Origin of the sequence: Thiocapsa sp. UBA6158 (assembly GCF_002423035.1) — a bacterium.
In the GTDB taxonomy this organism is placed as follows: Bacteria; Pseudomonadota; Gammaproteobacteria; order Chromatiales; family Chromatiaceae; genus Thiocapsa.
The window spans coordinates 37,956-61,933 of the sequence record NZ_DIUM01000135.1; the positions used below are offsets into that span (position 1 = coordinate 37,956).

At 63.9% G+C, this 23,978-nt stretch carries 26 protein-coding genes; 23 read left to right on the forward strand and 3 right to left on the reverse strand.

The genetic code is table 11. The annotated features are described in order from the left end of the window. Nucleotide 1: 1 nt before the first annotated feature. Entirely contained in the window at nt 2-2,083 is a 2,082-nt protein-coding gene (gene metG, locus B4N44_RS18060) for a methionine--tRNA ligase (protein WP_296703912.1), read from the reverse strand. A gap of 245 nt (nt 2,084-2,328) precedes the next feature. Between metG and apbC the strand changes: the two genes are divergently transcribed. From apbC to dcd, 10 genes are all read left to right on the forward strand, one after another. Then, on the forward strand, nt 2,329-3,420 hold the full coding sequence (gene apbC, locus B4N44_RS18065; protein ID WP_296703915.1) for an iron-sulfur cluster carrier protein ApbC: 1,092 nt from the start codon (nt 2,329-2,331) through the stop codon (nt 3,418-3,420). A 130-nt stretch (nt 3,421-3,550) separates the two neighbouring features. After that, entirely contained in the window at nt 3,551-4,762 is a 1,212-nt protein-coding gene (locus B4N44_RS18070) for a tyrosine-type recombinase/integrase (protein WP_296703917.1), read from the forward strand. Nucleotides 4,763-4,794: 32 nt separating this feature from the next. Then, nucleotides 4,795-4,989 (forward strand): hypothetical protein, encoded by a 195-nt coding sequence (locus B4N44_RS18075; RefSeq protein ID WP_296703919.1) that lies wholly within the window; start codon nt 4,795-4,797, stop codon nt 4,987-4,989. Nucleotides 4,990-5,294: 305 nt separating this feature from the next. Beyond that, nucleotides 5,295-5,600 (forward strand): helix-turn-helix transcriptional regulator, encoded by a 306-nt coding sequence (locus B4N44_RS18080; RefSeq protein ID WP_296704356.1) that lies wholly within the window; start codon nt 5,295-5,297, stop codon nt 5,598-5,600. Between the two features lie 176 nt (nt 5,601-5,776). Beyond that, entirely contained in the window at nt 5,777-7,693 is a 1,917-nt protein-coding gene (locus tag B4N44_RS18085; RefSeq protein WP_296703921.1) for an AAA family ATPase, read from the forward strand. A 530-nt stretch (nt 7,694-8,223) separates the two neighbouring features. Continuing rightward, nucleotides 8,224-8,652, forward strand: coding sequence for a DUF5681 domain-containing protein (locus tag B4N44_RS18090; RefSeq protein WP_296703923.1), 429 nt, complete (start codon nt 8,224-8,226; stop codon nt 8,650-8,652). Then, nucleotides 8,645-8,887, forward strand: coding sequence for a hypothetical protein (locus B4N44_RS18095; protein WP_296703924.1), 243 nt, complete (start codon nt 8,645-8,647; stop codon nt 8,885-8,887). Before B4N44_RS18090 ends, B4N44_RS18095 begins: the two co-directional genes overlap by 8 nt. Continuing rightward, on the forward strand, nt 8,884-9,423 hold the full coding sequence (locus tag B4N44_RS18100; RefSeq protein WP_296703927.1) for a hypothetical protein: 540 nt from the start codon (nt 8,884-8,886) through the stop codon (nt 9,421-9,423). The genes B4N44_RS18095 and B4N44_RS18100 overlap by 4 nt, the downstream gene beginning before the upstream one ends. After that, a complete protein-coding gene (locus B4N44_RS18105; RefSeq protein ID WP_296703930.1) occupies nt 9,420-9,749 on the forward strand; it encodes a hypothetical protein in 330 nt (109 codons plus the stop codon). Before B4N44_RS18100 ends, B4N44_RS18105 begins: the two co-directional genes overlap by 4 nt. Before the next feature lie 459 nt (nt 9,750-10,208). Then, nucleotides 10,209-10,775, forward strand: coding sequence for a dCTP deaminase (gene dcd / locus B4N44_RS18110; protein ID WP_007191816.1), 567 nt, complete (start codon nt 10,209-10,211; stop codon nt 10,773-10,775). Between the two features lie 88 nt (nt 10,776-10,863). Here the strand turns inward: dcd and B4N44_RS18115 are convergent, their stop codons facing one another. Next, a complete protein-coding gene (locus B4N44_RS18115; RefSeq protein WP_296704359.1) occupies nt 10,864-12,090 on the reverse strand; it encodes a glycosyltransferase in 1,227 nt (408 codons plus the stop codon). 83 nt (nt 12,091-12,173) lie between these two features. Here B4N44_RS18115 and B4N44_RS18120 point away from each other — a divergent pair, with 83 nt between their 5' ends. From B4N44_RS18120 to B4N44_RS18180, 13 genes are all read left to right on the forward strand, one after another. After that, on the forward strand, nt 12,174-12,572 hold the full coding sequence (locus B4N44_RS18120) for a hypothetical protein (protein WP_296703939.1): 399 nt from the start codon (nt 12,174-12,176) through the stop codon (nt 12,570-12,572). 124 nt (nt 12,573-12,696) lie between these two features. Beyond that, complete coding sequence (locus B4N44_RS18125; RefSeq protein ID WP_296703941.1) at nt 12,697-13,740, forward strand: PstS family phosphate ABC transporter substrate-binding protein; 1,044 nt, start codon at nt 12,697-12,699, stop codon at nt 13,738-13,740. Between the two features lie 95 nt (nt 13,741-13,835). Continuing rightward, nucleotides 13,836-15,227 carry a phosphate ABC transporter permease subunit PstC gene (gene pstC / locus B4N44_RS18130; RefSeq protein WP_296703945.1) on the forward strand — a complete coding sequence of 464 codons (1,392 nt, stop codon included), beginning with the start codon at nt 13,836-13,838 and terminating at the stop codon, nt 15,225-15,227. Then, complete coding sequence (pstA, locus tag B4N44_RS18135) at nt 15,220-16,527, forward strand: phosphate ABC transporter permease PstA (protein WP_296703947.1); 1,308 nt, start codon at nt 15,220-15,222, stop codon at nt 16,525-16,527. Before pstC ends, pstA begins: the two co-directional genes overlap by 8 nt. A gap of 64 nt (nt 16,528-16,591) precedes the next feature. Continuing rightward, entirely contained in the window at nt 16,592-17,455 is an 864-nt protein-coding gene (gene pstB, locus B4N44_RS18140; protein ID WP_296703949.1) for a phosphate ABC transporter ATP-binding protein PstB, read from the forward strand. Continuing rightward, a complete protein-coding gene (gene phoU, locus B4N44_RS18145; protein ID WP_296703952.1) occupies nt 17,455-18,219 on the forward strand; it encodes a phosphate signaling complex protein PhoU in 765 nt (254 codons plus the stop codon). Before pstB ends, phoU begins: the two co-directional genes overlap by 1 nt. Nucleotides 18,220-18,313: 94 nt before the next feature. Next, a complete protein-coding gene (locus B4N44_RS18150) occupies nt 18,314-18,601 on the forward strand; it encodes a ferritin-like domain-containing protein (protein ID WP_296703957.1) in 288 nt (95 codons plus the stop codon). A gap of 216 nt (nt 18,602-18,817) precedes the next feature. After that, entirely contained in the window at nt 18,818-19,120 is a 303-nt protein-coding gene (locus B4N44_RS18155; RefSeq protein ID WP_296703959.1) for a 4a-hydroxytetrahydrobiopterin dehydratase, read from the forward strand. A gap of 18 nt (nt 19,121-19,138) precedes the next feature. Beyond that, nucleotides 19,139-20,398 (forward strand): ABC transporter permease, encoded by a 1,260-nt coding sequence (locus B4N44_RS18160; RefSeq protein WP_296703962.1) that lies wholly within the window; start codon nt 19,139-19,141, stop codon nt 20,396-20,398. Between the two features lie 58 nt (nt 20,399-20,456). Further along, entirely contained in the window at nt 20,457-21,041 is a 585-nt protein-coding gene (locus tag B4N44_RS18165; RefSeq protein WP_296703964.1) for a DUF3299 domain-containing protein, read from the forward strand. Nucleotides 21,042-21,344: 303 nt separating this feature from the next. Continuing rightward, complete coding sequence (locus B4N44_RS18170) at nt 21,345-21,839, forward strand: 6-pyruvoyl trahydropterin synthase family protein (protein ID WP_296703967.1); 495 nt, start codon at nt 21,345-21,347, stop codon at nt 21,837-21,839. Next, nucleotides 21,836-22,537, forward strand: coding sequence for an SDR family NAD(P)-dependent oxidoreductase (locus tag B4N44_RS18175; RefSeq protein WP_296703970.1), 702 nt, complete (start codon nt 21,836-21,838; stop codon nt 22,535-22,537). The genes B4N44_RS18170 and B4N44_RS18175 overlap by 4 nt, the downstream gene beginning before the upstream one ends. Further along, nucleotides 22,534-23,295, forward strand: coding sequence for an SDR family NAD(P)-dependent oxidoreductase (locus B4N44_RS18180; RefSeq protein WP_296703972.1), 762 nt, complete (start codon nt 22,534-22,536; stop codon nt 23,293-23,295). Before B4N44_RS18175 ends, B4N44_RS18180 begins: the two co-directional genes overlap by 4 nt. A 140-nt stretch (nt 23,296-23,435) precedes the next feature. Here B4N44_RS18180 and B4N44_RS18185 read toward each other — a convergent pair whose 3' ends face one another. Further along, nucleotides 23,436-23,855 (reverse strand): SCP2 sterol-binding domain-containing protein, encoded by a 420-nt coding sequence (locus tag B4N44_RS18185; protein WP_296703975.1) that lies wholly within the window; start codon nt 23,853-23,855, stop codon nt 23,436-23,438. Nucleotides 23,856-23,978: the final 123 nt, after the last annotated feature.

Consider the following 23,978-nt stretch of genomic DNA (forward strand, 5'->3'; position numbering starts at 1 on the left):
TCTATTTCACCCGCATCCCGGGCTGCGCTCCCGCATCCGGGCTCAGAATGAAGATGTCTTTGCCTCCTGGACCGGCGGCCAGCACCATGCCCTCGGAGACGCCGAAGCGCATCTTGCGGGCGGCGAGGTTGGCGACCATGACGGTCAACCGGCCTTCCAGGTCGCTCGGGTCGTAGGCGGAGCGGATCCCGGCGAAGACGGTGCGGGTCTCGCCGCCGAGATCCAGCTCCAGCTTCAGGAGCTTGTCGGCGCCCTCGACCAGAGCGGCCGAGCGGATGCGCGCGATGCGCAGATCGAGTTTGCCGAAGGTCTCGATGTCGATCGTCTCGGCAATCGGCTGCCCGCTCAGGTGCTTGCCCGACTCATTCGGGGTGGCCGGCGGCGTTGACGTCGTGCTCAGGTCTTCCTTGGATGCCTCCAGCATAGCCTCGATATGGGCGGGCTCGACGCGTGTCATCAACGGTTTGAAGGGGGCGATCTCATGGTCGAGCAGGGGCTCGGCGATTGCGTCCCAGGTCAGCGGCTCGATCTGCGTGAAGGCTTCCGAGTCGGCGGCCGTACCCGGCAGGATCGGTCGCAGATAGCCGATCAGGATCCGGAAGAGGTTGATGCCCATCGAGCAGACCGCCTGAAGGTCGGCCTCTCGAGCCGGGTCTTTCGCGATCACCCACGGTGCCTGCTCGTCGATGTATTGGTTGGCGCGGTCGGCCAGCGCCATGATCTCGCGCACGGCGCGGCTGAGCTCGCGTCGCTCGTAGGCGACTGCAATGGATTCGCCGGCCTGGACAAACTCGGCATGGAGCTGCGGATCGGCCAGGGTCGGCGAGAGTCGGCCCGCGAACCGCTTGGCGATGAATCCGGCGCTGCGGCTGGCGATGTTCACGACCTTGCCGACCAGATCCGAGTTCACGCGTGCGGTGAAGTCCTGGAGATTCAGATCGATGTCGTCGACGCCCGGCCCGAGCTTGGCCGCGAAGTAGTAGCGCAGATACTCGGGATTGAGATGGTCCAAATAGGTGCGGGCCTTGATGAAAGTCCCGCGCGACTTGGACATCTTCTGCCCGTCGACCGTCAGGAACCCGTGTGCGAAGACAGCGGACGGCGTGCGGAAGTCCGCGCCGTGCAGCATCGCCGGCCAAAAGAGTGCATGGAAGTAGATGATGTCCTTGCCGATGAAGTGATACAGCTCGGCGGAGGAGTCCTTGGCCCAGAACCGATCGAAGTCCAACCCGGCGGCGCGCCCGCGAGGGCTTTCGCAGAGATTCAGGAAGCTCGCCATGTAGCCGATCGGGGCATCGAGCCAGACATAGAAGAATTTGCCCGGATGGTCCGGGATCTCGAAGCCGAAGTAAGGCGCGTCGCGCGAGATGTCCCACTCCTGCAGGCCGGCATCGAACCACTCGTCGAGCTTGTTCGCGACCTGGGCCTGCAGGCCGCCGCCGCGGGTCCAGTCACGCAGCATCGGTTCGAAGTCGCCGAGGCGGAAGAAATAGTGATCCGATTCGCGTTGCTCGGGCACGGCGCCCGAAACCGCCGAGCGCGGGTTCTTCAGCTCGTTCGGCGAGTAGCTCGCCCCGCAGGCCTCGCAGTTGTCGCCGTACTGGTCCGGCGCGCCGCACTTGGGACACTCGCCCTTGATGAAGCGATCGGGCAGGAACATCTGCTCGACCGGATCGTAGGCTTGGGTGATGGTGCGTCGACTGATATGGCCCTTGTCGCGGTTGCGTTCGTAGATGAGGTTGGCGAAGTGGCGGTTCTCGTCCGAGTGCGTCGAGTGATAGTTGTCGAATCCCACCCGGAAGGCCGCGAAATCCGCCGCGTGCTCCTCGGCGACCCGCGCGATCAGTGCCTCGGGCGTGATGCCTTCCTGGCGAGCACGCAACATGATGGGCGTGCCGTGGGCATCGTCCGCGCACACATACCAACAGGCGTGCCCGCGCATCTTCTGGAAGCGCACCCAGATATCGGTCTGGATATATTCGACCAGATGGCCGATGTGGATCGGCCCGTTGGCGTAGGGCAGTGCGCTGGTGACCAGAATGTCTCGGGGGCTGCCGCCCTGGATGTCGCGGGTTTGGCTCATGGATGGGCTCAAGTGGATCGGCTTTGGGGTCTCGAACAATGTCCAAGTATCTCACGGCCTGTTGCGGTCCGGACAGAGCGGCCCCGGCCGGCCGGTTTCATGTCGAGACTTGATTTAAGGCCTGTCCACACCAAACGTCGGTGTGAACTTTTCCGAACCCGGGCTCATCATCGCGGCCCATCGAAAAGCATCTGTTTTACGTGACCCGGCGGCGCCGGGCACATCCATCTATCCTGGAGTACCTCATGTCCGAACCCACGAAAGAAGCCGTCGAAGCCGCCATCAAGGGCTACAAGGAACCCCATCTCGGGCGCGATCTGGTGGCGGCGCATTCGATCAAGGGCATCGAGATCGAGGGCGGTCAGGTCCGCATCAAGGTCGTCTTGGGCTTCCCGGCCAAGACCATCTGCGCCGGCATCGCCAAGACGATCGAAGAGGCTGTTCTGAAGGTCGAGGGTGTCGAGATGGTGCAGGTCGACGTGACCTGGGAAATCAAGTCGCACTCGGTTCAAAAGTCGCTCAAGCCGATCGACAACATCAAGAACATCATCGCCGTGGCGTCGGGAAAAGGCGGCGTCGGCAAGTCCACGACCGCCGTCAACCTGGCACTCGCATTGTCGGCCGAAGGCGCGAGCGTGGGCATCCTGGACGCCGACATTTACGGCCCGTCCCAGCCGCGCATGCTCGGCATCTCGGGCAAGCCCGAGTCCAAGGACGGCAAGAGCCTGGAGCCGATGAACGCCTACCACCTCCAAGCCATGTCGATCGGCTTCCTGATCGATGAAGAGACGCCGATGATCTGGCGCGGTCCGATGGTCACCCAGGCCCTGGAGCAACTGCTCAACGATACCAACTGGTCGGATCTCGACTATCTCGTCATCGACCTTCCGCCGGGTACGGGCGACACCCAGCTGACCCTCGCCCAAAAGGTGCCGGTCTCGGGCGCCGTCATCGTCACCACTCCCCAGGACATCGCCCTGCTCGACGCGCGCAAGGGCCTGAAGATGTTCCAGAAGGTCGAAGTGCCGGTGCTCGGCATCGTCGAGAACATGAGCACCCACATCTGCTCGGCCTGCGGTCACGAGGAGCACATCTTCGGCGAAGGCGGCGGACAGAAGATGTCCGAGCAGTACGGCATCGATCTGCTCGGCTCGCTCCCGCTGAACGGCCACATCCGCGAGGAGACCGACAACGGCAAGCCGACCGTGGTCGCCCAGCCGGATTCGCGTGTCGCCGAGATCTATCGCGAGATCGCCCGCAAGACCGCTGCCAAGCTGTCGTTGCAAGCCAAGGATTACGCTTCGAAATTCCCGCGGATCGTGATCCAGAATAATTAGGCCGTTTTAGCATCCCCCAGGTATCCCCGGAAAGCCCTTCCGGGGCAACACTTTAGCCTCACTGCCACCTAGTTATCCCCTCCTTTCCCCACTATAATTCCCTTAGTGAGAACTTAGGGGAGTGCTTAGTGTGGCAGCCGCAACAATCCTGACCGCGTACAAAGTCGAGACCCTGCGCTATAAGGCAGGTGGCCCGACGATCCAGCGCCTCTGGGACGCTCAAGCTCGGGGGCTGGGGCTGGAGGTCTTTCCCTCGGGGCGCAAGTCCTGGGTCTTCCGCTACAGCTTCGAGGGCAAACAGCGGATCAAGACCCTTGCCCCGTTCGCAGATGCGACGCTGGAGGAAGCGCGGGCCGATGTGGTGCGCCACCGCGAGACGCTCAAAACAGGGCGCGACCCTTTCGCCCTGTCCGTGTCGGGCAACCCGACGACTGTCGCTCAGCTCTGGGAGCGGTACAGCAAGACCGCCTACTACCTCAGCCGCAGCGACGATTTCCAGAACAACATGAAATCCGCCGCAAAGGTCTACTGGCTCCCCCTGTGGGGCTCGCGTCCGCTTGCCTCCCTCACCCGCGGCGACGTGCGGGAGTGCATCAACGCGCTGCTGTCGCAGGGCAAGGAAGGGGCGGCGCGCGGGCTGCTCAACCGCACGCGCATCCTGTTCAACTACGCGTTGGAGGAGGAATGGGTCGAGTCGAGCCCCGCCGACCACATCAAGCCCCGGTACACCACAAGCGGGCGGCGCGACGCGTGGCTTGAGACCGACGCCGAGCTGCTCGCGGCGTTCAACCTCAACGCCCCCGTCCAAGTCCGCCTCATGGTCCGCTGGATGCTGCTCACGGGCTGCCGCCGGGACGAGGCGCGGCTGATGACGTGGGACGCGGTCGCGGACGGTGTGTGGCGCGTGCCCAAGACGAAGAACGGCCACGCCCTCACCCTGCCCATCCTGCCCGCGATGCAGGCGGTCCTTGACGAGTCGCGCGCGACGTTCGGCACGACCCCGTTCGTCTTCCCGAGCACGACGACGAACCGCAAGGAGATCCCGCGTGCGAGCTTCGACTACAGCGTCCGCGTGGCGACGTGGGACAGCGACACGGGCAAGGCCGCGTGGTCGGCCCATGTGCTGAGGCATACGGTCGAGTCGCATTTGAAGGAGCTGGGGGTGGGGGAGGAGCAGCGGGACATGGTCCTCAACCACGTCCGCGCAAGCTCGGGCGAGCGGTACGGCCACGGCCAAGCCCTTGCGCTCAAGCGCGACGCCCTCGCTCCGTGGCACGCCAAGCTCGCCACCCTGCGTCCCGAGCTGCACGCGGTCGAGGCCGCAGCGGCGGCAGCGGCATGACCCAACCACAGAACGCAACGGAGACCGACACGATGGACGACCTCACCCCGATCGAGCGCGCTGTCGTCGCGATGCTCAAGCGCCCTGCCCCCTTCCCCGTGCCCGAGGTCAAGGCGGACTTCATCGTCCGCGCCTACGGCGACCCGAGCGACGTTATCGCGGCGGTGTTCGCGGCGGTGGACTGGGACGCGATCGCCGCGCGCATAGCGGACGTTCCCGAGGTGTAGCGGGCGCGCGAACCGAGGCAAAGTGCCCCCTTGTTTTCCGCGCGCGAGGGCACTAAACTGAGGGGTAATCGACGCGCGGGATGGAGGCCTCAGGCCCGCGTGGTCCGCCGTGTCGTTGCGTGCGCCCGATCCCTGCTCCCCCGAGCTGCCCTCGCGCCGCCGCCACCCCCGCCCAGCCCCCGAGAGGCATCATCGGGGCCAATGTCGAGCGACCGCAGTCCGCAAGGGCTGTCCGTTGCTCGCACGCTGGCCAAATGCTCAGTGCCGCCGCTGCGAGCGCCGCCGTTTTCGAGGCCGCTCACGCCATGCAACCCAACCCCACCACAGACCAAGCCCTCAGCGCGCTTGCGCGACTGCTCGCCCCGTACCTGATCGCCCACCTCCCCGCCTACGTCCCACCTCCCGTGGGTTACACGCCCCCTGACCCGGATGAACAGCTCAACACGCAGGAAGCGGCCAAGTTGATGACCTACAAGGAGACCACGCTGGTCGCGTGGCGACGGGAGGGGAAAGGCCCCAAGTTCTCACGCCCAGGGGGCCGCGTCGTGCGGTACCGCAGGGGCGATCTCGTCAAGTGGATGGAGGAACAACGGGGCGGGGGTGCGAAATGACCCTGCTGAACGAAAGAGCCCCGAGTCCGCGTGGCACAGACTCGGGGCGGGGGGAGGTAACGCAGTGCCCGCCGAGGGAGGCCTCCTCGACTGACACGCTCAAGTATAAGCCTCAAGCGCCTGAAACACAAGTGGAAAGTGCCCCCGCGGACGGCTGCGACAGCAACGAAGCCCGGATGTTCTTGCAACTGCTCGACCCGCGCGCGGTTCAATTCTGCTTCCAGACCTTCGACGACAGCGCGGGCAAAGACGCGCGGCTTGCAAGGACGCTGCACGGCACGCTTGAGGAGCGGTTCCGCGAGCTGGAGGGGCTGAACAAGCGCGGCGCGGGGGTGTTCGTCACCGTCAACGAGGTGGACGGCAAAGCGCGGACGGCTGAAAACATCGTCCGCGTGCGCGCCGTGTTCGCCGACTTCGACCCGCCCAAGACCCGCGTGGCAGGACAGACGGCCTACCCCCTAGCCCCGAGCTTTGAAGTCGACAGCAGCCCCGGCAAGCGGCACGTCTATTGGAGGGTGGACGGGTTGGACTGCGCCGAGTTCCAAGCGGTGCAAACGGCGCTGATTGCGCTGCTCGGGAGTGATCCCGCTCCGAATGACCTGCCTCGCGTTATGCGCCTCCCTGGGTTCTTTCACATGAAGAACCCGAGCAAGCCGCACATGGTCAGCATCGCGTGCATGGAGCCCGCTGCGGTCTACAACGCGGAGCAGATCAAGCGCGCATTCCCCCTCAAGCTCAATGGCCATGACCACCGCGAGCCGCAGGAGGTGTTATCGCTCGCGGACAGGGCGGCGTTGACCTCCGCGCTGTTCTACATCCCTGCCGATGACCGCGCGCACTGGGTGAAGATGGGGCAGGCGCTCAAGAGCGCCCTCCACTCGCACGGCGAGGACTTTGAGAGGCTGTGGCTGAGTTGGTCGGCGACTTCCGAGAAGTACGATCCAGATAATGACCCCGCCACGTGGCGCACGTTCAAGGGCACCCGCACCGGCATCGGGGCGGTGTTCGCTGAGGCTCAGCGTCGCGGATGGGTCAACCCCAAGTCGAAACCGGCCCCGGAGCCGAGCGATGTCGTCTATAGGAATGCGGCGGAGGTTCAAATGCAACCTATTGAGTGGTTGTGGGACGGGCACCTTGCTCGGGGCAAGCTCCACATCCTTGCGGGGGCTGTAGCCACGGGAAAGACGACAATAGCACTCGCGATGGCCGCGACCGTCTCGATTGGCGGGAGGTGGCCCGACGGGAGTATTGCCCAGCTGGGGCGCGTGGTCATCTGGTCAGGGGAGGACGGTATAGCGGATACCCTCGTCCCGCGATTGGCGGCGGCTGGGGCCGACCTCAACCAGATTACGTTCTTGGAAGGAATAGTAGACAACAAGGGGCGGCGGAGCTTCGACCCGTCCATTGACATCTGGGCGCTATACGAACGCTTTGCAGAGGAACGGCCCGCGTTGTTGATTATTGATTCCGTTGTGTCCGCTGTATCGACGGACAGCCACAAGAACGCGGAGGTGCGGCGTTCGCTGCAACCCCTTGTCGACCTCGGGCACGACTACGGGTGTGCTGTCCTGGGGATCTCGCACTTTACCAAGGGTACTCAAGGGGGGAACCCCGTCGAGCGGGTCACGGGGTCGCTCGCGTTCGGAGCCCTTGCCCGCGTGGTCCTGGCTGCGGCCAAGCGGCAGGAGCTGGATGGGGGCGGGCGCATTATGGTGCGCGCCAAAAGCAACCTCGGACCTGAGGGGGACGGCGTGCTGTATGACTTGCGCGTGGAGGAAATACAAGGGGGGATCATGGCGTCCCGTGTTCTCTGGGGCGGGGTGGTGAAGGGCAGCGCGCATGATCTACTCGACGCGGCGGAGAAGCGGGAGGAGCCCGGAGCGGTGAGCAAGGGGAAGGAGGCGGAGCACTTCCTGCGCGAGGAGCTGAAGGACGGCCCTGTTGCATTTAAGGATCTGGAGAAGCGGGCCGAGGCGGCGGGCATCAAGATTGACACACTCAAGCGGGCGAAGGACCGTCTAAAGATCGAGTCGACGAAGGCCGCGGGCAAGGGGGGTGCGTGGCGCTGGGAGCTGCCTGCAGGAGCAGGGTAAGAAGGGCAAGCCCCCTGAGACACAAAAACATGCCCTTCTTACCCCCTTACTCGTAGGAGTCGAGTGAAAGCGCATAAAAGTCAAAGACTTGGGCAAGGGGGTAAGGGGGTAATGTTTTCGTATCGCAGAGAGGCGTGCCCCCCTTACCCCTGCCCCCCTTACCCGAAGGAGGAAAAACCGAGCCAAGTCAACCACTTGCGTGATTCGCACGGTTTGAGGGCTTGCCCTTCTTACCCCCGCCTTGCTCTTCTTACCCTGTCCCTGTCGATGCCCTTCTTACCCCTGCCTGCGCGAGCGAAAACCCGCGTTCTGAGCCGCTGCGGACGCGCGGGGTTAGTGGGACAGCGGCCCCCCGCGCGACGCGCGCACGCGCACGCTGAGCCCCGATGCTCGCGGGTTCTGAGCCCGACCCGCGCCCCCGCCACTCTGACCAATAGGGGGCGAGCCGATCAACGGGGCTCAAGCCCTTGTGTTTTCTGCAAAAAACAATTACAATCAAGCCATTATCAGTCGCTCAAGGCCGCAAGCACATGGCGTGGGAGAAGGGACAAAGCGGGAACCCCAACGGTCGACCCCGCGGCCCCGCGAAGGAGCTAGGCGAGCTGCGGGGGAGGATCCGGGGGGAGGTGCCCGAGATCATCGACGCGCTCATCAGGCAGGCGAAGGGTGGGGACACCGCAGCCGCGAAGCTCCTGCTCGACCGCGCCGTGCCCGTGCTCCGCGCTACCGACCTGCCCGTGACGCTCGACCTGAGCGGCGATCTGCTCGCGCAGGCACAGTCCGTGGTGGCGGCGGTTGGGCGCGGCGAAGTCACCCCCCTACAAGCGGCGCCCGTGCTCAACGGGCTGGGCATCCTTTCGCGCATCATGGCAACGGAGGAGTTGACCCAGCGCATCGAGGCGCTTGAGGTCCGCGTTCATTGGGATCCACCCCCGGAGGAGGCAACACGCAATGATTGAAACACGCGCAGACGGCATCACCACCTACACGGGTCCGGACATGGCCGCCCGATTGGGCGGCGCCCCGGTCTTCCTCTCGGACGGCCCTGGGGTGCGGATCTCCTTCTCCCCTCAGCCCCTTGCTCCGTTCAAGCCCTTCGCGGCTGAGCCGAGCCGCGCCGCCGAGCCGGCCAAGCTCAGTGTCCCGCCCACGGACGACAAAACAGCCCTAATCGAGAGGATGGCCGCGCTATGATCTCCCTCCCTGCCCGAGACGAACAGGCCCGCATCCAGGCGGACTACGACACCCTCACGGCGCGCATTGGCGCGCTGGACGAGGACTGTGCTGCGGCACGCGCCGCGCTTGCCCGAGCGGAGGCGGACAAGGGGGCAGCGGCGGAGTCGTGGGCGCGCGACCCCGCGAGCAAAGCCTACGCAACCGCAGCGCGGCGGCTCAGCGAAGCGCGCGCGGGGCTGGAGGAGCTTGAGGACAAGCGCGGTGCCCTCGCCACCGTGCTCGACACGACGGGCGCCGCACTGATCGAAGCCGAGCGCCTCGCCTGGCTTGAGGGGCAGCGGTGGTGGGAGGCGGAGGCGCAGCGCATTGCCGAGCCCCTGCGCGAGAGCATCCTGGCCCTCATGACCGCGCGCAAGGGGGCGGGGGATAGCGATCCGTTCGCCGGGGTCTTCCGGGCGCTTGACATCAGCGGAGCCACCCCCCTGCCCGAGCCCCCCGCGGGCGCCCCGTCGATGTACCGGCGGCGGCTCAGTGTGAAGGGGTGGCAACGGTGACACCCGACCTGACGCGCTTCGAGGCGTGGCGCACGGAGCGCCGCTTCCACCTTGACGCCCTCGCGTGCGCGCTCCAGTATGGACGCGACCCCGAGCCGCACCGCACGCGCGTGGTGGATGAGGCGCTCGCGCTTGCCCGCGCTGCCAACGTCCGCGCGGAGCAGTGCGCGGAGTGCGGCGACGCGCAGGGCGCGGCGTGGGAGGAGGAGCAGGCGCGGCGGCTGGGCCGTGTCGCCCTGTCGGGACTCGGTTTCGCGCAGTGCCCCCAGCCCTTTGCGGAGGCGGTGGCGGAGTACCGCGCGTCCCTGCCTAGCCTTCATGGGTAATTCCCATGGAAAACCCCCGCGCAACAGGGAAAGCCTTAGTAGAGTCTTAGTGTCGCCCTGTCGCCCGCAGAATAAAACCTCAATAAACAGGGCGGTAGGCACGTTCTAACTATTGTGATCCAAAACAACTAAACTGCGCCTTTTGGAGTCTGCGAGGGCCGGGTTTGCTTCGGCCTCGTGGACTCCTGTCGGTGTCGTGCCGCGCGCAGTTTAGGATTTTTTGGGATTCGATCTCGACGAGCGGCCCAGTCCAGGGCAGGTCCGGCTGGAAAAGACACGGACCACACGTAGCAACGAATGTCTCTTCTCCGTGTACTCCGTCTTCCCGTGACAAGGAGCTGCCGAAAGTTTATACGGCCCTAATCGACAGGGGTGCTTTTCGGCAGCGGCTCTCCTGGTTGTTGTACTCGGCTCCGCGGTGTAGCCTTTCCGGCTTTGCGCGCACACCGAGATTTCGCGATGGCCATCAAGTCCGACCGTTGGATCCGCCGAATGGCCGAAGAAGGCGGCATGATCGATCCCTTCGAGCCCGTTCAAGTCCGCGAAGGCGAACAGGGGCGGGTGATCTCCTACGGGACTTCGAGCTACGGCTACGACGTGCGATGTGCCGACGAGTTCAAGATCTTCACCAACATCAACTCGGCCATCGTCGATCCGAAGAACTTCGACTCCAACGGCTTCGTGGATCTCAAGTCCGACGTCTGCATCATCCCGCCGAACTCGTTTGCGCTGGCGCGCACGGTCGAATATCTGCGTATTCCGCGGAATGTCTTGACGATTTGTCTCGGAAAAAGCACGTATGCGCGTTGCGGCATCATCGTGAATGTCACGCCGTTGGAGCCTGAATGGGAAGGTCACGTGACCCTGGAGTTCTCCAACACCACGCCCTTGCCGGCGAAGATCTATGCGAACGAAGGCGTGGCTCAGATCCTCTTCTTTGAATCCGACGAGGTCTGCGAGACCTCTTACAAGGACCGCGGCGGCAAGTATCAAGGCCAGCGTGGGGTGACCTTGCCGAAGTCTTGATGTCCGCTGAACCGGGTCCAGAGCGGAATGCGGATTTTCGAGTGAGTTCGACGTTTGGTGCATCCACGGCCCTTGGCAGGGACGCGGTTTAGCCGACGTCGTGTTTCTTCCGGGTTGGATCGACCGCCCGATCCGCCGCCCGATCACAGCTCCGCCGCTCGATGACCTGCCGGTAAAAATCCAGCATCCGTTCCGCGAGCACGGGTGCCGACCAGGACCGTGCGTGCTCGACCGCCTCCACGGCCAGACGTGCACGCAGTGCCGGATCCGTGAGGAGCCGAACTGTCTTCTCGGCGAAGTCGGCCTCGTCGTCCTGCGCGATCAGCGATCCGCCGCCGCCGGCCAGCACCTCCTTGGTGCCCATCACGGCCGTCGAGACCACCGGTACGCCCAGCGCCATGGCCTCCAGGAGCACGAGACCTTGGGTTTCCGTCTTGGAGGCAAAGACGAAGGCATCCCCTGCGCTGTAGCAGTCCTCGAGGGATCCGTCCCGCTCCAGATATCCCGTGAACAAGGTGTTGTCGGCCAGCCCGAGATGGTTCGCCAGGGTCTGAAGTCGACGTTGTGCCGGGCCCTCGCCGGCGATCACCAGGAGCACATCCGGGACCTGCGTCTTCACGCGCGCGAGCACCCGCAGGATGAAATCGATGTTCTTCTCGAAGGCGAGGCGGCTGACATGGACCAGAAGGGGTCGCGTGGACGGGATGCCTCGAGTGTTTCGGAAACGAGCGCCGTCGCCTCGGCTGAATTGGACCAGTTCGATCCCGGTCGGGATGACCGTCGCGGGCGTCTGCACCCCGTAGCCTTTCAGGACCTCGAGCATGGCGTGCGAGGGTACCGCCAGGGCATCGACAGCGTTGCACTGGGCGGTCGAGAAGTCGCGCGCGAGCCGCTGCATCCAAGCGGCGGGGACGAAGGGGACATAGTGGTGGAGATACTGCTCGAAGAAGGTGTGGTAGCTCTCCACCACCGGGAGAGCAAGTCGCTTGGCGATCCCGAGGCCCAGATAGTGCGCGAAGAAGGGCGTCTGGATGTGCACTAGATCGTATCCGCGGCTCGCCAGCATGCGGTCGTGGCGACGGACCTCGCGCGGGCGCAGCATGCGATCTTCGGGGTCGATCACCAGATAGCGCGAAGGGATGCGCAGAACCTCGAACGGCTCCGGCGCGGACTCGCCCCCGGCGGCCGAATAATCCGGCGCGATCAGTGTGACCTCATGTCCTTTTTCGACGAACTCGCGCGCAAACGTCTGGATCGACGTCGATACGCCCGTGATACGAGGGAAGTAGACGTCCGAGATCATCAGGATGCGCATGAGATGGACTTGCGGGCTGTCGGCAAATCGGCGAATCATACCCGCAGTCGACCACCAAGCCCATTCAATGAAGGATTCATGATATGACCGATCGTTTGCGCCCGAGCTCGCCTTGTGGGCCGATGTTTCCGATCCTGCTCGGCATTGTACTGGCAGTGGGACCGTTCGGGAGCGCGCTCGCTGCCGGGGCGCCCGTGCTCTGGGGCGCGGGCGTGAAGCCGTGCACCGACTTCTTGGCCGTTGCACCGGCCGATGCGACCGCGCAGGCGATCGCGGGCGAGGGCTATCGGCGCTACCAAGAGTGGTTGTCGGGGCTCGTCACCGGCTTGAATCTCGCAACGGGGCGCGACGTGTTGAAAGGCGCCGAGCTCGATGCCGCCATGATCCGTATTCGGGCCAACTGCGAGCGCCACCCGACCGACGACTTCTTCAACGCCGCCATGCGCTTGGTCCGATCGCTCGGCGACTCGAACAAGCCTTGATCCCTCTCGGCGTCGGCGCGCGCTGCGGCGTCGTCATCGAATCGTCACACGAACTTCATACAATCGGCATGATGCAAGGTCACAATTCCGGCTCGCTTCCCAACGCTCTCCCGGAGGTCCCATCATGAACAAAACGATCATCGCCACTGCGGTCACGTTCGCCGTGGCTTCGCTTTCGACTCAAGCCATGGCCCGCGATTCCGTCTGGATTGCCGGCTCCTCCACCGTTTTCCCCTTCTCCACCGCGGTCGCCGAGACCTTCGGGCGCGAGTCGTCCTTCCCCACGCCCAAGGTCGAGTCCCTGGGCACCGGCGGTGGCTTCAAGCTCTTCTGCTCAGGCGTCGGCGTGGACAAGTCCGACATCAGTAACGCCTCGCGTGCGATGAAGAAGTCCGAGTTCGATCAGTGCCAGGCCAACGGCGTGACGGAGATCACCGAGGTCAAGATCGGCTACGACGGCATCGCCATTGCGAACGCCAAGACCGGTCCCGCCCTCAACATAACCCTGGGCGAGCTTTGGATGGCCCTGGCGAAGGACGTCCCGAACGAGGACGGCAAGCTGGTCCCGAACCCCTACAAGAAGTGGAGCGAGATCAACAAGGATCTGCCCGACGTCGCGATCGAGGTTCTGGGTCCGCCGCCGACCTCCGGCACCCGCGATGCCTTCGTGGAGCTGGCGATGGAAGGCGGTTGCGACAGCTTCGATTCCGTAAAGGCGCTCGCGAAGACCGACAAGGACATGCACAAGGCAGTCTGTCACGGCATCCGTGAAGACGGTGCCTTCATCGAGGCCGGCGAGAACGACAACCTGATCGTCCAGAAGCTGATCGCCAACCCGAATGCGGTCGGGGTGTTCGGCTTCAGCTTCCTCGATCAGAACGCCGACACGCTGCAAGGTGCCAAGATCGGCGGCGTGGAGCCGACCTTCGAGACCATCGGCGACGGATCCTATCCGGTCTCGCGCTCGATCTATTTCTACGTCAAGAACGCCCATGTCGGCACCATTCCGGGCATCCAGGAATACGTGGTCGAATTCACCAACGACAAGGCATGGGGCCCCGACGGCTATCTGGCCGACAAGGGTCTGATTGCGCTGCCTGACGAGATGCGCGCCAGCGTCGCCGAGCAGGCTCGGGCGCTCAAGCCGATGGCCGCCCCGGCGAAGTAGGACCAGGGAGACCCGTTGCTCGGGTCCGACGTTCCCGATCGGTTGGCGGCCCCCGGGGCCGCTGACCCATTTTCCGTCTTTGCGCAGTCCTGGTTATGCAAACATCGACCCTTTTGATTATTGTGCTCGGCTTGATGTCGCTGGCCTACTATGTCGGGCGTAAGCGAGCCATCGTGAGTGCCGGCGGCGCGGGGCGGATCAGCACACTCCATTCGCTTCCGACCTATTACGGCCTCTATGCGGCACTTTGGGCCGGGATTCCGGCGATCTTGTTGATGGCGCTCTGGACGGCCTTCCAAGACGAGATCCTGGTGACTCTGGTCAAAGCCGAGCTGCCGGGGTCGATGCTCGAGGGACTTACGCCCGGAGCTGTGGGGCTCCTGGTGAACGACATCAAGAACCTGGCCTCGGGAGCGATCGTTTCGCGTGTGGCGACTCCGGAGATGCAGGCCGCCGCAGATCGCTTCTCGCTCTTCAGTCAGATCGCGGTTTGGGCGATGTGGCTCGGCGTGTTGGCGTTTGCCGTCGGCGGCATGGCGTTTGCTTGGGCTCGGACCAAGCCGCAGATGCGCGCACGCAACCGCGTCGAATCCATCTTCATGGTCATCCTGGTGGTCTTCTCCTCGATCGCCATCTTGACCACCCTGGGGATCGTACTCTCGGTCCTGTTCGAGTCCTTGCGATTCTTCCAGGAGATCTCTCCGCTCGACTTCTTCTTCGGCACCCTCTGGAGCCCGCAGACAGCCCTGAGGGCCGACCAAGTCGGTGCCACGGGGGCCTTCGGGGCGGTGCCCCTGTTCACCGGCACATTGATGGTATCGACCATCGCGATGCTGGTCGCGGTCCCGATCGGCCTGATGTCGGCAATCTATCTCTCGGAGTATGCGCCGCGGCGCGTGCGGTCTTGGGCCAAGCCGACGCTCGAGGTCTTGGCCGGGGTGCCGACCGTGGTCTACGGTTTCTTCGCCGCCTTGACCGTTGCACCCTTCATCCGCGAGCTCGGCATGTCCATGGGGTTGGACGTCGCCTCGGAGAGTGCGCTGGCTGCCGGTCTGGTCATGGGGGTCATGATCATCCCCTTCGTTTCATCCTTGTCCGAAGACGTCATCAATGCGGTCCCGCAGGCGATGCGTGACGGCTCCTATGCGCTCGGTGCCACCCAGTCGGAGACGATTCGACGGGTGATCATCCCGGCCGCCTTGCCCGGGATCGTCGGCGGTGTCCTCTTGGCGGTTTCCCGCGCGATCGGCGAGACCATGATCGTGGTGATGGCGGCGGGGCTCGCAGCCAACCTCACCGCGAACCCGCTCGACAGCGTCACCACGGTCACCGTTCAGATCGTGACCCTGCTCACCGGCGACCAAGAGTTCGACAGCGCCAAGACCATGGCAGCCTTCGCCCTGGGTCTGACCCTCTTCGCGGTGACCTTGGTTCTCAACGTGATCGCCCTGCAGATCGTTCGCAAGTATCGAGAACAGTATGAGTAACAGCCAAGCGGCCGGTGCGCCGCCGAAACGCACCATCGACGTCGTGAATGCGAGCCTGAAGCGGCGCTATGCCCGCGAACGGCGATTCCGTCTGGTCGGTCTCGCCGCGGTGATCCTCGGGCTGACCTTCGTGGGATTGCTGTTCGCCGACATCATTGCGAAAGGTCACACGGCCTTTGTCCAGACCTACATCCAGCTCCCGGTGACCTTCGAGGCGCAGACGCTCGACCCCGCGGGGACGCGCGACCCCGAGACCCTGGCGGGCGCCAATTATCAGGCCGTCATTCGGGATGCGCTGCGCAGCGAGTTCCCGCAGGTGACCGAGCGGCGCGCGACCCGGGCGCTTGCGTCCATGATCAGCGTGGGGGCGCCCTCGCATCTGCGTGATATGGTCCTGGCGAATCCGGATCTGATCGGTACCACCCGAGAGGTCTGGCTGCTTGCCGATGACGACATCGACATGCTGATGAAGGGACATATCGATCGGAACCTTCCCGAGAGCGAGCGCCGCGTGAAGGATCAGACGGTCGCTTGGGTCGAGCAGCTCGAGTCTCGGGGGCGCATCGAGAAGCGTTTCAACACCATCTTCTTTACGACCGGGACCTCGCGCGAGCCCGAGCTGGCCGGCATCGCAGGTGCGCTGATGGGTTCCTTCTACACCCTGGTGTTGACCCTGCTCATCTCTTTCCCGATCGGTGTCGGTGCGGCCCTTTATCTCGAGGAGTTTGCGCCGAAGAATCGCTGGACCGACCTGATCGAGGTCAATATCAACAACCTCGCGGCGGTCCCCTCGATCGTCTTCGGGTTGCTCGGGCTCGCCGTCTTCATCTCAATCTTCGGCGTGCCGCGCTCCACACCCTTGGTTGCGGCGCTCGTGCTGTCGCTGATGACCCTTCCGACCATCATCATCGCCAGTCGGGCGGCCTTGAAGTCGGTTCCCCCGTCGATCCGTGAGGCGGCCTTGGGGGTCGGGGCATCGCCGTTGCAGACGCAGATGCATCATGTACTGCCCCTGGCGATGCCCGGAATGTTGACCGGGACCATTATCGGGATGGCTCAAGCCCTGGGCGAGACAGCGCCGCTGCTGATGATCGGCATGATTGCCTTCATCGTGGACATTCCGAGTGGATTCACCTCGCCGACTACGGTCCTCCCGGTTCAAATCTTCCTGTGGGCGGACAGTCCGGAACGCGCTTTCGTCGAGCGAACCTCGGCGGCGATCATGGTGCTGCTTGCCTTTTTGATTCTGATGAACTTGGGCGCTGTCCTGCTGCGGCGCCGGTTCGAGAGGCGTTGGTGAGTGCGTTTCGCAACATACTTGGCCCCGACGCCCTCGAGCGCAGGGTCAATACTTGAGGTCAGTTATGAGCACCACGGTTGATGATATGAGTCGACGTATCGGCGCGATGAGTTCGGCGGAGCTTGCCGGTGGGCGCGAGTCGCGGGTTACGGTCGGCGATGTGACCTGCGCCAATCCAAGAATGGTGTGTCGCGATGTGGATGTGTTCTACGGGAGCACGCAGGCGATCAAAGGCGTGAGCCTGGATATCGGCAAGAACGAGGTCGTCTCCATGATCGGCCCGTCGGGCTGTGGAAAGTCGACCTTCCTGCGCTGCCTGAACCGAATGAACGACACGATCGACGGCTGCCGCGTCACCGGGTCCATCAAGCTCGATGGTCAGGACATCTACGATAAGGGGCTTGACCCGGTACCGCTGCGCGCGCAGGTCGGGATGGTGTTCCAGAAGCCCAATCCCTTCCCCAAGTCGATCTATGAAAACGTCGCCTACGGGCCTCGCATCCACGGCCTCACCAACTCCAAAGCGGAGCTCGACGAGGTGATCGAGGGCAGCCTGCAAAAGGCCGGTCTCTGGAACGAGGTGAAGGACCGACTCGACAAGCCCGGCACGGGTTTGTCGGGCGGCCAGCAGCAACGTCTCTGCATTGCGAGGACCATCGCGGTCTCCCCCGAGGTGATCCTGATGGACGAGCCCTGTTCTGCGCTCGACCCGATCGCCACCGCCATCATCGAGGAGCTGATCGACGAGCTGCGGGCCAACTACAGCATCGCCATCGTCACCCACTCGATGCAACAGGCCGCGCGTGTCTCGCAACGCACCGCCTACTTTCATCTCGGTGACCTGATCGAGGTGGGCGAGACCAACCAGATCTTTACCAACCCCAAGCACAGGTTGACCGAGGACTACATCACGGGGCGGTTCGGCTGATGGCCGGCGACAACAGCCTCGCGTCCGCAGGCGACATCGCGGGCGGTCACACGGTTCGCCGTTACGACCAAGAGCTCGCGAAACTGCGCGGGATCATCCTCGACATGGGTCAGCGGGTCATCGAGCAGACCCAAGCCGCCGTTGCTGCGGTGGTGGACGGCGAAGTGACCCAGGCGTACCGCGTTCTCGATCGCGAGCCCCAGATCGATTTTCTCTCGCTCGATGCGGACGAGGAGATCTTCCGGGTCATCGCACGTCGTCAGCCGACCGCCGTGGATCTGCGCATCGTGCTCGCACTCTCCCGGATCGCCGGCGACGTCGAGCGTGCCGGGGACAAGGCAGTGCGCATTGCCCGTCAAGCCTTGGTCCTGCGCGAAATCGGCATCGGTCAAGGCGGCATCCCGTCGGATGCACTCAAGGAGCTGCTCCGACGCCTCGACGACCAGGCCTGCTGCATGTTCGAGCGCAGCATCCAGGCCGTCGCCGCCTTCGATGTGGAGCTTGCGCTCGGCGTCTTCGAAGACGAGCCGCGACTCTTCGGCGTCTCCGACGAGGCACGCGACTTCCTTGGCCAAGAGGATCTCGCCGGATTCACGCCGCGCCAGATCGTGTGTCTCCTGACCAGTGCCCATGCGTTGGAGCGCATCGGCAACCACGCCTCCAACATCGCCGAGCAGGTCATCTACGTGGCCGAGGGCAAGGACATCCGCTACCGCAATCGCGAGATCCTGATCGAGACCCTGCGCCGCGACCGCGGTCTCTAGGCCGCGGTTGTGTTTCGGCGCCGCACGCCCGACAATCGACGGGGTGCGGACGATGCGCACGACCGGTCAACCAAACGATTCGGAGAAGTTATCCATGGCGAACGAGGGCTACCACGAGCCGACCGAAGAACTGTCCGAGGAGACCCGGGATATGCACCGGGCCATCACCTCCTTGATGGAGGAGCTCGAAGCGGTCGATTGGTACAACCAGCGGGTCGACGCCTGCAAGGACGAGGACCTGAAGGCAATCCTGGCGCACAATCGCGACGAGGAAAAGGAGCATGCGGCGATGGTGCTCGAATGGATCCGCCGCAAGGATCCGACCTTCGACAAGGAGTTGAAGGATTATCTCTTCACCGAGAAACAGATTGCCCATCACTAACTGAACCGCGTCCGGGGATACATGTTCGGGCGGCGTGAGCCGTCTGTCCGAGGTCATCACAACTCTTGGCGGTGACGCGGTTCAGGTGAAGCCAGCGAACGGTTTTACGATGGAAATGTGTTGCCTCTTGAACCGCGCCTGCTCAAACCTTTTAGGGGTTCATGTGAAGAGAGACATATCCTGGATCAGTCCATGTCTTGCCGGGCGCGGTTCAACATGAGCCGTGCCAAGCTCGATGCCGAAGCGATTGCGAGGGCGCTCTCGGAGCTCAATGCCTCCGCTGCGTCGCCGTGGACTCTGGCCGGCGGCAAGTTGCACAAGGCATTTCAGTTCAAGGACTTCGTCGATGCGTTCGGCTTCATGAGTCGAGTCGCGTTGGTGGCCGAGTCCATGGATCATCACCCCGAGTGGAGCAACGTCTACAACCGAGTCGTCGTCGATCTCTCGACCCACGATGCCGGCGGGATCACGGCACTGGATTTCACGTTGGCGAGCCGGATCGAAGGTCTGAACGGTTAGGCGTCCCGAGGCGTGGGCGTGCCCGTTCTGAGCTTGGCTTGGAAGAGCCTTCTGAATCGCCGTGGCACGGCGCTGCTGACGGTCCTCTCGATCGCTCTGAGCGTCGCGCTGCTTGTCGGTGTCGAGCGCCTGCGCACGGAGACGCGCGCAAGTTTCGCCAACACCATCTCGGGCACCGACTTGATCGTCGGCGCGCGGACTGGACCGGTGCAGCTCCTGCTCTATGCGGTCTTTCGGATCGGTCACGCGACCAACAATATCTCTTGGGAGTCCTACCGGGACATCGCGGCCCACCCCCGGGTCGCTTGGGCCATCCCCATCTCTCTGGGTGATTCGCATCGCGGCTACCCCGTCCTCGGCACCACGCCGGCCTATTTCGAGCACTATCGCTACGGCCGCGGTCGCGCGCTCGTCGTGACCGAGGGTGCGCCCTTCTCCGACCTTTACGACGCAGTGCTCGGGGCGGAGGTGGCCAAGGCGCTGGGGTACGGCTTGGGGGATTCCGTCGTGATCGCGCACGGTGCATCGGATGTCGCCTTCGCGCGCCATGACGACCATCCATTCCGCGTTGCCGGGATCCTCGCGCCGACCGGCACCCCGGTGGATCGTACGGTCCACGTGAGCCTGGAGGGGATCGAGGCGATCCATGTCGGCTGGGAAGGCGGGGCGCCCTTGCCGGGTCGGGTCGTGGATGCCGACGCGGCGCGTACGATGGATCTTGCTCCCAAAGCCATCACTGCTGCCTTGGTGGGCCTGACCTCGCGGATCTCGACCTTCCAGGTGCAGCGCTTCGTCAACGACTACCGAGCCGAGCCGCTCATGGCGATCCTGCCGGGCGTGGCGCTCGCCGAGCTGTGGGGTCTGATCGCGGTCGGCGAGCGAGCCCTGCTGCTGGTCTCGGGATTCGTCGTCGTCGTGGGTCTCTTCGGTCTTTTGACTGCGCTGCTGACGAGTCTCGGCGAGCGCCGGCGCGAGATGGCGATCCTGCGCTCGGTCGGCGCCCGTCCGGCTCACGTCTTCGCGCTGATCCTGGGCGAGGCGCTCGCGCTGACCCTTCTCGGGATCCTTGTCGGCCTCGGTCTTCTTTACGGGGCGCTGCTGGTGGCCCAGCCGCTGATTCTCTCGGCGATGGGGATCTTCGTTGCTGTCGGCACCCTCTCGCCTCATGAGATGATGTTGCTGGTGCTGGTCCTCGCCGCCGGGTTTCTGGTCGGTTTGATCCCGGGTTATCGGGCGTATCGGTTGTCCCTGGCGGACGGGCTGTCGATTCGCGTGTGAGTGATCAGCCCATGTGTTCAAGACTTGTGGCCCAAGGGGCTAATTCCCGAGAATCAAAATGACGAGACTGTTTGCGCGGCTCTTTCCGGTCATTCTCGCCCTCGGGCTCGTGGGTTGCGGCGAAGAATCGACCGGACCCGAGTCCGCGACCTCAAACGGGGTGCAGGCCGAGGAGATCGATTGGGATCGCTTGATTCCGGTCGAGTGGCAGCCCGAGACACTGCTCGAGGACTTCGACCTCGACGCGCTCGATGAGATGGACGACGAGGATCCACGCGCCGTCGAGTTGATGGACAAGCTCTTGGCACTCTGGGCGGATGCCCCGGTCGTGGAGGAGCTGGATGGCCTCGTGGTCCGTCTACCCGGCTTCGTCGTGCCTTTGGAGCTGGACGAGCGCAAAATGTCCGAGTTCCTCTTGGTGCCTTACTACGGCGCCTGCATCCATGTTCCGCCGCCGCCTGCGAACCAGACGATTCATGTGGTCGTGCCCGAGGGCCGCGAGTATGTCGGCGAGCTGTTCGATACCGTCTGGGTTACGGGGACGCTTGGTGTGATCCGCACCAGCAGCGAGCTGGCTGAAGCCGGCTATCGGATCGACGTAACCGAGATCGAGCCCTACGATGGCGAGGTGGAGCCCCTTTAAACTGTGCCCGTTATGACATGCGCCGTGTTCGTCTTGGATCGGTCTCTCATGACTCTAATCAACCTTTCAGCAGGCGCAGTTTAAGTCTTTCAATTTTTCTAAACCGCGTCGACTCCAACGTTGTTGGTGTTCTCGAAAGGGCGGGTGGATCCAAGCATCATCATGTACCGCGGACGCGGTTTAGCTTGGATTCGGCCGAGTGACCCCACATCCCCCAAGTGTCGACGAGGCGCTGCGAGCGATTGCGCACTTCACCGACAGGTGTTCCGGGCCCGGGGCACTCGATCCGCAGCGGAGACGACCTTGGATACCGACATCCTGACCCGAATCGAGATCAGCAAGGAATATCTCAATTTCAGCTCCGGCCATTTCACCATCTTCTCCGCGACCGAGCGGGAGAATCTCCATGGCCACAATTTTCGGATCCGGTGCAATGTGACGGCGCCGGTCGGGGCGGACGGCATGGCGTTCGATTACGTCATGCTCAAGCGGGTGCTCAAGGCGCTGTGCGACGAGCTCGACGAGCGCCTTCTGCTTCCGGAGCGCTCGCCGCATCTGCGCATCGAGCGCGGCGACGGGATGGTGATCGCCTGGTTCGGCGAGGAGCGCCTGACCTTACTCGAGCGCGACGTACTGCTCCTGCCTATTCGAAACGTGACGATCGAGGAGCTGGCCGAGCTGCTGCTTGCGCGCCTGCGCGTGCGACCCGAGCTGGCTGGCCGGGATCTACGCGCCATCGAGCTGGGTGTCTCGTCGGGCGACGGACAATGGGCCTTTTCGTCTTGGAGGACACCATGAATCTACTCGTCGTTACCGGCGCGAGCTCGGGGATCGGTCGTGCCATCGCGACCCGCTTCCTGTTGGAAGGCAGCGTCGTCGTCAATCTCTCTCGGCGTCCCTGCACGGAGCGTGGGGTGGAGAATCTCGCATGCGACCTGGCCCAGCCCGACGCCATCGATCGGATTGCCTCATCTCTCGGGACCTGGTTGGCCGATGCCGAACGCATCTGCCTGGTCCACAACGCCTCGATCATGCGACGCGACAGCATCGACGCCTTGCCGAGCGATGAGCTGCGTGCGGTGCTGGAGCTCAACCTAGTGGCCGCCAACGGTTTGAACCAATTGGTTCTGCCGCATATGGCCGCCGGGTCGAGCATCATCTATATCGGCTCGACCCTGGCGGAGAAGGCGGTTCCCGGCGTGGCGAGCTATGTGATCGCCAAGCATGCCTTGGCCGGGATGATGCGCTCCACCTGTCAAGATCTTGCCGGGCGCGGGATCCACACTTGCATGATCTGTCCCGGTTTCACGGATACCGAGCAGATCCGTGCCATGATCGGCGGCGATACGGACACACTTGCTGCCCTGACGGGGATGTCGGCGTTCGATCGGCTGATCGAGCCGGAAGAGATCGCCGAAACCGTGGCCTTTGCGGCACATGCCCCGGTACTGAACGGGGCGATCATTCACGCCAACCTCGGGCAGCGCGAGCGATGACCGCTGCGGCGCCGCGCATCGTCTGTATCAGCGGCGGGACATCCGGGATCGGGGCGGGGCTCGTCGCCGCCTTCATCGAGGCCGGCGATCGCGTCGTGACCTTCGGGCGGGATCCGGAGAAGGTTGCCGCGCTTGCCCAGCGGTGGGGTCAGGCCCTTGACTGCGGGAACTTACGTCTCCTGGTCGGCGATGTGACGCATGCGCACTTCCGCAAGCGTCTCTTCTCCGAGATTCGGGACGCGGACGGGCGACTGGATGTCTTGGTGAACAATGCCGGCGTGATCTTGAGCCAAGGCGATCTCGAGGAGACGGTCGATGCCTGGCGGACGACCCTGGAGGTCAACCTGATCGCGCCCTTCGCCCTGACCCAGGGCTTTCTCGGACTGCTCGAGCAAAGCGCCGCCCCGGTCGTCATCAATATGTCTTCGGCCTGTGCACAGCACCCCTTCGAGACCTGCACATCGACAAGCTACTCGGCCAGCAAGGCGGGTCTGGAGATGTTGACGCAGCGACTGGCGATGGCGCTGGGGGCACGCGGCATTCGGGTGAACGCCGTGGCTCCGGGCGTGGTGGAATCCCCGATGTGGGGCGGGGCGATCGATCTGATCGACTCGACCGTGAAACGCCGTCACCGCTTACGCCAAGAGGCCGTCGAGCCGAGCGACGTGGCGCGTGCCGTCCTCTTTCTTGCGTCCGATGATGCGCGCCGGATCACCGGTGCGTGCCTCAATGTCGATGCGGGATATGCGCTTGGCTAATCCGAAAAGAACCGTTATTCAGTCAAGACGCCAAGTGCGGAAAGACCTTTCAACCAACCTGAGCCGCGTCTCGCCTGGTCTGTCGATTCGCGGTGACTTTGCAGTCACCTCGAATCGACCCATGTTGCTGCTGACGCGGCTCAGCCGAGCTCGTCGGTCGGGATTTGCTGCATGAGCCCGAAGCTCTTCACGAAGGGATTGGCCATGCGCGGGTCCTTCAGCATCGCCTTGTAGTCACCTTCCTTGAACTTGAGCTTGCCGGTCATGAAGGCAGTGCCCATGCCGGCCATGCCGATGCCTTTCTCGACCCACTTGAGCCAATCCTTCAGATCGGCGCGCATGTCCCAGTTGGCCGGCGGATCGCTCTCCGACCAGGCGCCGGCACGAACGCATTCGCCCTTCTCGACGACGAAGATCCCGCGCGGGGTCTCCTCGTTCTTGAACCCGCAATAGATGACCGAGTTGAAATCGATCTCGGCCAGCTTGTCTTTGACCTCCGGCTCACCGTTCCAAGCGTCCTTGAGATGGTTCATCCAATCGGCGGAAAAGAGTGCGGCCATTGTTGTAGTCCTCCAGTTTAGCGGCGTGGGAACCGCGCGCGATACAGCGGCGGCGGGTAAATTCCGTTCCGGGGTCTGCAGTGTCGAGCCCCGATAGGCTCGCAATTTTACCAGGATGAGGGG